Origin of the sequence: Streptomyces sp. NPDC059248 (assembly GCF_042753905.1) — a bacterium.
Classification (GTDB): domain Bacteria; phylum Actinomycetota; class Actinomycetes; order Streptomycetales; family Streptomycetaceae; genus Streptomyces.
The window spans coordinates 119,305-126,389 of the sequence record NZ_JBHYZV010000011.1 but is presented as its reverse complement, the minus strand read 5'-3'; the positions used below and the strand labels follow the sequence as shown (position 1 = coordinate 126,389).

5 protein-coding genes and 1 pseudogene are annotated in these 7,085 nt (G+C 71.8%); 1 reads left to right on the top strand and 5 read right to left on the bottom strand.

All coding sequences use genetic code 11. The annotated features are described in order from the left end of the window. Nucleotides 1-152 precede the first annotated feature (152 nt). Nucleotides 153-485 carry a tetratricopeptide repeat protein gene (locus ACFXG1_RS07245; protein WP_384741513.1) on the bottom strand — a complete coding sequence of 111 codons (333 nt, stop codon included), beginning with the start codon at nt 483-485 and terminating at the stop codon, nt 153-155. Between the two features lie 178 nt (nt 486-663). Here ACFXG1_RS07245 and ACFXG1_RS07240 point away from each other — a divergent pair, with 178 nt between their 5' ends. Then, nucleotides 664-1,629, top strand: a complete 966-nt coding sequence (locus ACFXG1_RS07240) for a pirin family protein (RefSeq protein ID WP_384709538.1) — start codon at nt 664-666, stop codon at nt 1,627-1,629. Between the two features lie 82 nt (nt 1,630-1,711). On the opposite strand, the pseudogene ACFXG1_RS07235 reads toward ACFXG1_RS07240, so the two are convergent. The 4 genes and pseudogenes from ACFXG1_RS07235 to ACFXG1_RS07220 form a co-directional block, all read right to left on the bottom strand. After that, nucleotides 1,712-1,966 (bottom strand): annotated as a pseudogene (locus tag ACFXG1_RS07235) (acyl-CoA dehydrogenase family protein); the annotation flags it as partial. 47 nt (nt 1,967-2,013) lie between these two features. Continuing rightward, on the bottom strand, nt 2,014-3,351 hold the full coding sequence (gene ccrA / locus ACFXG1_RS07230) for a crotonyl-CoA carboxylase/reductase (protein WP_384741511.1): 1,338 nt from the start codon (nt 3,349-3,351) through the stop codon (nt 2,014-2,016). Continuing rightward, entirely contained in the window at nt 3,348-5,738 is a 2,391-nt protein-coding gene (locus ACFXG1_RS07225; protein WP_384709544.1) for a beta-ketoacyl synthase N-terminal-like domain-containing protein, read from the bottom strand. Before ACFXG1_RS07225 ends, ccrA begins: the two co-directional genes overlap by 4 nt. A 7-nt stretch (nt 5,739-5,745) precedes the next feature. Continuing rightward, the gene (locus tag ACFXG1_RS07220) at nt 5,746-7,035 is read right to left on the bottom strand and encodes an acyltransferase domain-containing protein (protein ID WP_384709546.1); all 1,290 of its coding nucleotides are present in this window, start codon (nt 7,033-7,035) and stop codon (nt 5,746-5,748) included. Nucleotides 7,036-7,085: the final 50 nt, after the last annotated feature.

Here is a 7,085-nt window from a genome sequence, read left to right as displayed (position 1 = left end):
GACCAGGTCCGCCCGGTCGCGCCCGGCGATCCGGCGGGCCAGGACGTACGCGGTCCGCTCGACGGCGGGTTCGGCGGTGCGGTACGGCGCGGCCGGCGTCTGTGCCGTCCACGGCTCTCCTGCGGCTCTCCACGACTCCGCGGGGCTCCGGGCTACCCGCCCATCGCCTCGGCCATCCGCAGATGCGGCGCGGCCTCGGCCGCCCGCCCCTGCCGCTCCAGCGTGCGGCCCAGCATCAGCCGTGCGTAGTACTCGGCCGGGTTCAGCTCCAGCACGGCCCGCAGCTCGGTCTCGGCCCGGCCGAGCCGGGCGGAGTGGTAGTACGACCGGGCGAGCAGCAGCCGCGGCGCCACCTGCTCCGGCGCCTCCTCGACCAGCCCGCTCAGGATCCGGGCGGCCGTCATGTACTCCTTGCTGTCGAAGAACAACTGCGCACGGTCCCACCTGTCGGCGGCGGTGCCGAACTCGTAGTACGTCTCGTTCACCCGGTTTCCCTCCTTCTTCCGTTACGGTCACCCCCTGCAACCACCGGGGTGAAACCAATATTCCGCGCGGCTTCGACCGCCCCCACCGGGCCCCGTACGGCGTCCCCTGCGGCGTCCCCGCCCGGTCACGAGGCGTGGGGGCTGCCGGTAGCGCCCCGGCGGGGAATAGGTTGGAACCATGAGCAATCTCGATCGCCAGGCCGCCCTCTCCGTCTGCGGCGGCCGCGGTTTCGTCGTCGCCGAGCCGGTACGCGAACTCCTCAGCCCGCGCAAGGTCAGGCTCGGCGAGTCCACCGAGGTCCGGCGGCTGCTGCCCAACCTGGGCCGCCGCATGGTGGGCGCCTGGGTCTTCGTCGACCACTACGGCCCCGACGACATCGCCGACGAGCCCGGTATGCAGGTACCGCCCCACCCCCATATGGGCCTCCAGACCGTGAGCTGGCTGCACGACGGTGAGGTACTGCACCGCGACAGCACCGGCAGCCTCGCCACCATCCGCCCTCGTGAGCTGGGCCTGATGACCTCCGGCCGGGCGATCAGCCACTCCGAGGAGAGCCCCCGCCCGCACGCCCGCTTCCTCCACGGCGCCCAGCTCTGGGTGGCGCTCCCCGACGCCCACCGCCAGGTGGAACCCCGATTCGAGCACCACCCCGACCTGCCCGAGGTCACCGCGCCCGGACTGACCGCCAAGGTGATCCTCGGCACCCTCGACGGCGCCGTGTCGCCCGGGACCACGTACACCCCGATCGTCGGCGCCGACCTCGCCCTCGAAAGCGGCGCCGATCTCCGTCTCCCCCTCGACCCCGACTTCGAGTACGCGGTCCTGTCGATGTCCGGCGAGGCACGCGTCGACGGCGTCCCCGTCCTCCCCGGCTCCATGCTCTACCTCGGCTGCGGCCGGACCGAGCTGCCGCTGCGCGCCGAGTCCGACGCGGGTCTGATGCTGCTGGGCGGCGAGCCCTTCGACGAAGAGCTGATCATGTTCTGGAACTGGATCGGACGAAGCAACGAGGAGATCGTCCAGGCGCGCCGGGACTGGATGGAAGGCACCCGCTTCGGCGAGGTGAAGGGTTACGACGGCGACCCGCTGCCCGCTCCCCAGCTGCCCCCGGGGCCGCTGAAGGCGCGCGGACGGGTGCGGTGACCTGGTAATTCGACGATCCGGTGCGACTGATCGGACAGTGCTTCCACCGCTCCGGAAGGGGTGGCCGGGCCGCGGTCGTGTCATAGACACCCGCGGCCGCCAGGCAGTGGTTCGCCATCACTTCGATCTGCGTCTCGAACCGGCCGAGCCGCCCGGCGAACACGGCGTCCCCGACGAGCGGAGCGCCCTTGAGCGACTTCGTCTTCGCGTACTCCATGCACGGATCGCGGATCCTGCGGGCGACACCGAGAGCCGTCGCGGCGATCAGGATCCCTGCTGGCGTTGAGGCGGTCTCGTGCTCGCTGCCCGGCGTGGCGCAGCAGCCCCGCCGGGCCACGAGAGGGCCGAGGAACCTCTCCACGGTATCCAGGCGTTCGGATGCGATCACTCCGGCTGCCCCTTCCGGAACAGGTTGATCCGGTCGAGTGTGCGGGCCCTGAGGACGGGGTCGCGTACTCCCATGCCGGGGCGCTCGGCGAGGCAGAGCACACCCACCTTGCCGTGGTGGCTGTTCCCGGCCACGGCGTGAGTGGCGTCGCCCACCCCGTCGAGGGGGTAGACCCGCGAGAGCACGGGGTGGATGCTGCCCCGTACGGCGAGCTCGTTGGCGGCCCAGGCCTCCCGGTAGTTCGCCATGTGCGAACCGATGATGCGCTTGACGTGCATCCACAGATGGCGGTTGTCGTAGCTGTGCTGATAGCCGGTGGTCGACGCGCAGGTGACCACCTTTCCGCCACGAGCGGCGATCATGACGCTGACGCCGAAGGTGTCCCTGCCGGGGTGCTCGATGACGATGTCCGGGTCGTCGCCCGCCAGGGCGCGGACGGCACCGCGGAAGCGGCTCCACTCGCTCAGCCGCGGGCGGTCCCGCCCCTCCCAGAAGGAGAAGCCCTCCGCGGCGCGGTCGATGACGAGCTCCGCGCCCATCTGCCGGCACAGTTCGGCCTTGGCCTGCGACGACACCACACAGATCGGAATGGCGCCGCCGTTGAGGGCCAGTTGGGTGGCGTAGGCGCCGACACCACCGGCGGCGCCCCAGACCAGGACGCGCTCGCCCTGCTTCATCGCCGCCCCGTGATGGGACACCAGCTGACGGTAGGCCGTGGAGAGCGCCACCCCCAGGGAGGCGGCCTCCTCCCAGGTGAGATGGGCGGGTTTCGGCATCAGCTGGTTCGCCTTGACCAGGGAGAGTTCGGCGAGGCCGCCGAAGTTCGTCTCGTAGCCCCAGACCCGCTGGCCGGGGTCGAGCAGGGTGTCGTCGTGTCCGCCCGGTGTCTGCAGGTCCGGTTGCAGGCAGTGCGCGACGACTTCGTCGCCGGGCTTCCACTCCCGTACGCCCGGTCCGGTGCGCAGCACCACTCCGGACAGGTCGGAGCCGAGTACGTGGTAGGGCTGGTCGTGACGGGCTGCCTCGGGCGAGGTACGCCCGAGCGTGCGCAGGAACCGGAAGGTGGGAACGGGTGCGAAGAGCGCCGACCACACGGTGTTGTAGTTGATGGAGCTGGCCATGGTGGCGATGAGCACCTCGCCGTGGTCCGGTTCGGGGGTGGGGACCTCCTGGACGTGGACCGTCTTGCGGGGGTCCCGGCCGTCGACGGGGGTCCCGGCGAGTGCCTGGTGGTCCGCCGCGAGGACGACGGCGGCCCGGTAGCCGGCCGGGACCTCGCAGGCGGCGATGGCCTGCGGGTCGTCTGTGGCCGCGGCGTCGCGAACGTGGGTCATCGGCTGGTCCTTGTCTGCTGGACGGGTGAGCCGTCGGCGGGGGAGAGGGTGATGACCGGGCCCGCTTCGCCGTCCGCGGGTCCCACGGTGGCATCGGGCGTGGTGGAGTGCAGGGCGCGGATGACGGCGAGGACGCCGTCGGCGCCGAGGAAGGTCTCCTCCGGCGTACCGTGCCCGCCGAGGACGGCATCCGCAGACGCCTGAGGGCTGCTGGTCCAGGCCGTGCGGAGGCGGACGAGCGGGGTCAGGCCGTGCTCGCGGGCGACGGACTCCCGGCTCAGCGCGAGGAGGAACGCCCCCTCCGCGATCCGCTCGGCCTCGATGCCCATGAAGCGGGCGTAGTCGGGCCGGCCGGTCGCGCTGACACCGAGGACGAGCGCCATGTCGAGAGCGCCGTGGACCAGCTGGCGGACCGCGGTGTGCACGGCGGTGAGCCCGCTGGTGGCGCCCGTGTCGACCAGCATGGTGGGGCCGCCCAGGTCGTAGTGATGGGCGATACGCGCCGGGATGATGTTGGGCAGAAGTCCCGGCAGTGTGTCCTTGGTGGTCGCCGGGGTCGTGGACCGCAGGTCGGCGAGCCAGTCGGTGAACGCCGTGCGGTCGGGTTCGTCGAGCATGCGGTGCACGTCGGTGGCATGACAGCGCACCAGGTGGTCCATGGAGGACGGCGGCGGACCGGTGGCGGCCGCGAAGACCCCGGTGGTCGTCCGCATCGGCGCCCACAGCTCCCCGTGCTCGGCGGCGAACAGTCCCGCCACGCGCAGGGCCATGAGCTGGCCCGCGTCCGTGGACCGAACGGTGGGCGGAGGGAGGCGGACATCCTGGAACGGGGGCGCCGGATAGCAGCGGCCGAAGGTACGAGGCCCCGGGAGGCGGCCTTCGCGCACCAGCCGCTCCGTCGCCGCGGGACCGGGGTCGCCGGGCAGATGAGCGGTCCAGGCGAGGAGGACCACCGGATCGGGCCCGGTGCGGGCGGGGCGCGGGGCCGTCCGCACGGGCTCGCGGTCGCTGATCAGCAGATGGGCGTTGGTGCCACCGAAGCCGAAGGCGGAGACGCCCGCGGTCCTGGAGCGCCGATCGCCCGCGGGCCACGGAACGTCGGCGGTGGGTATCCGTACCCGGTCGCCGGTCCGCGCGGTGAGCCCGGGGCCGCTGAAGCGCCGCTGCGCCGGTATCGTGCCGTGCCGCAGCGCTGTGAGCGCCTGGACGACCGAGATCACTCCGGAGCTCCACCCGGTGTGACCGAGCAGGGATTTGTTGGATCCGCACCAGACGCTTCCCGGATCGGTGGCGGCGGCCAGAGTCCGGAGCTCCACCGCGTCGCCGACGGCCGTGCCCGTCCCGTGCGCGATCACCCAGTCGACGTCGTCGGCCGTCAGACCCGATGCCTGCCGGGCGCGGTCCAGACAGCGGCGCTGACCGGCGGGGTTGGGGGCGTAGATCGCCGTGCCCCTGCCGTCCGAGGACCCGCCGAATCCCACGAGGACGCCGAACACCGGGTCCCCGTCCTCGACGGCCCGGTCCAGGCGCTTGAGGGCGACGACGCCCGCTCCGTCGGAGAACAGTGTTCCGTCCGCGTGGTCGTCGAAGGCGCGGACGTCCCCGCCGCGGCTCAGCCCGTGCAGTTTGGAGAAGGTGACGTTGTAACGCGGTGTCACCCCGGACACCCCGCCGCAGTAGGCGATATCACAGGCGCCGGCCAGCAGGCTCGTCACACCGAGACCGATCGCGTACAGCGACGACGAGCAGGCCGCGTCGACGACGGAGAACTCGCAGTCGCCGGGTAGCAGCCCTGCCGCCGCGGCCCGTGCGACCCGGTCGGGCAGCGTGTCCCGCGGCTCTTCGGCGCCGTACCCGTGGTGGCGGCTCAGGAGGGCGCGCAGTCGTTCCTCGGTCCCGGCCCTCAGGGCGGGCTCGTCGCGGTGCAACCGCTCCGCCACGGCCCGGGGGACGCACTCGGCCAGGACCGCCTCGTCGGTGCGCTGTCCGACCAGGGTGCTGGTGCCGACGTAATAGGCGTACTCATCGGTACCGCGGGCGGTTACAGTCGCCCGCGCCTGCAGCAGGCAGTGCCGCAGCCAGACCGGGTTCTGTGCGGCGGCCGAGATCGTTCCGGCCGCGATCTCCCCGGCCAGCGCGGGGTGCGGTCGGAAGCCGTGCAGAAAACCCGAAGTGCGGACGTAGCCGCGGTCCTCGGCGGCCGGATCCGCTGACCAGAAGGATTCCAGCCGGAAACGGTCCAACGGCTCCTCGAACACGGGCCTCCCACCGCACAGCAGCTTCCACAGCTCCTCCGGGTCGCAGGCGCCCGGCACGGCGACACCCATCCCGACGACGGCGACCCGTTCGTCGCGCGGCCCCTCCCCCTCCTGAGCACTGGAGATCATGACCGGATCACCGCTGCCCCGAAACGGTGCCGGTGCCCTCGCTCAGCAGACCTGTGATGTACGCGGCCAGACCGAAGACCGTGTCGTACGTGTCCGTGTCCTGCAAAGTGTCCTTCAGGCCGAACCGATGCAGTGCGTTGGCCTGCAACTCTGTCATCGCCAGGGAGTCGACGCCGAGATCGGCTTGGAAGTCGGCGTCGTCGGTGATGACTTCCAGCGGATACTCCAGGACCTCTGCGCACACCGCACGTACCCTCGCGAGCACGTTCGGGTCGACCGGGGCCGCCGGTGCCCGCTCCGCGGTCGCGGCGACGCCGGTCGCGGCCGAGGGGCGTACGGGCTCCGGCCGGGCGGACAGATCCGGTGTCGTCACGGCCTCGCGGAGCGGCGCCACGGTCACCGCGCCGGGCAGCGTTCCGGACACGATCCGGGTCAGGACGTCCAGCGCACCGCATTCCACGAAGGTGGTGACGCCCTCCGCGTCGAGCGCGCGCACGGCGTCGTGGAACCGCACCGGCCGGGTCATGTCGTTCACCATCAGATCGACGACATCGTCCCGCGCCGTCAGGAAGCGGCCCAGGCCGTGGGAGTAGAAGAAGCGCTCGCGGGGCGCGGACATCCGTATGGTCCGCAGGGCCGTGGCGTACAGGGCACTGGCGTCGGCCAGCTGCGGGACGTGGAAGGGACCGGGGACGTGCAGCCGGGAGGTACGGATACCTGCCTCCCGTGCCAGCTGCCGCAGCTTCACCAGATCCGCTTCGGCGCCGCTGATCACCGTCTGGCTCGGGGAGTTCTGCGCCGACACGGCCGACGTCTCGGCCCGGGCCGAGACGATCAGTTCCTCGGAGCGTGCCGTGTCCGCGTTCACAGCCAGCATCCCGCCCGCGGGCGGCGGTGCTTCGCGCAGGGTGGCGTGGCGTTCGCAGACCGCCCTGGCCGCGTCACCCGGGGTGAAGACACCGGCGACGGCCAGGGCGCCGAACTCCCCGAGACTGTGCCCGGCGACATGGTCGGGACTCACCCCGTGCCGGGTCGTCAAAAGCTCCGCCAGGGCGATGGAGGTTGCCAGAATGGCCACATCGAGCCGCTCGTGATCGGACTCGAGCAGCTCCACCACCCCTGGAGCATCCGGCGAGAAAAGAAGTGGCCGGACCGGCTGAAGCCGGAACTCCTCGGTGGCCGCGTCGATCTCGGCGACGAGGGTCGCCACTCGGTCGGCATCGTCGCCGATACCGGCGAAGACGCCGGGCAGGTAGGAACCTTGGCCGGGGAAGAGGAACGCTGTCCTGCTGGTCATTTCGTCGTCCTTTCGTCGGGATGGTTCGGGCCGGTCTCACCCGGCGGCGC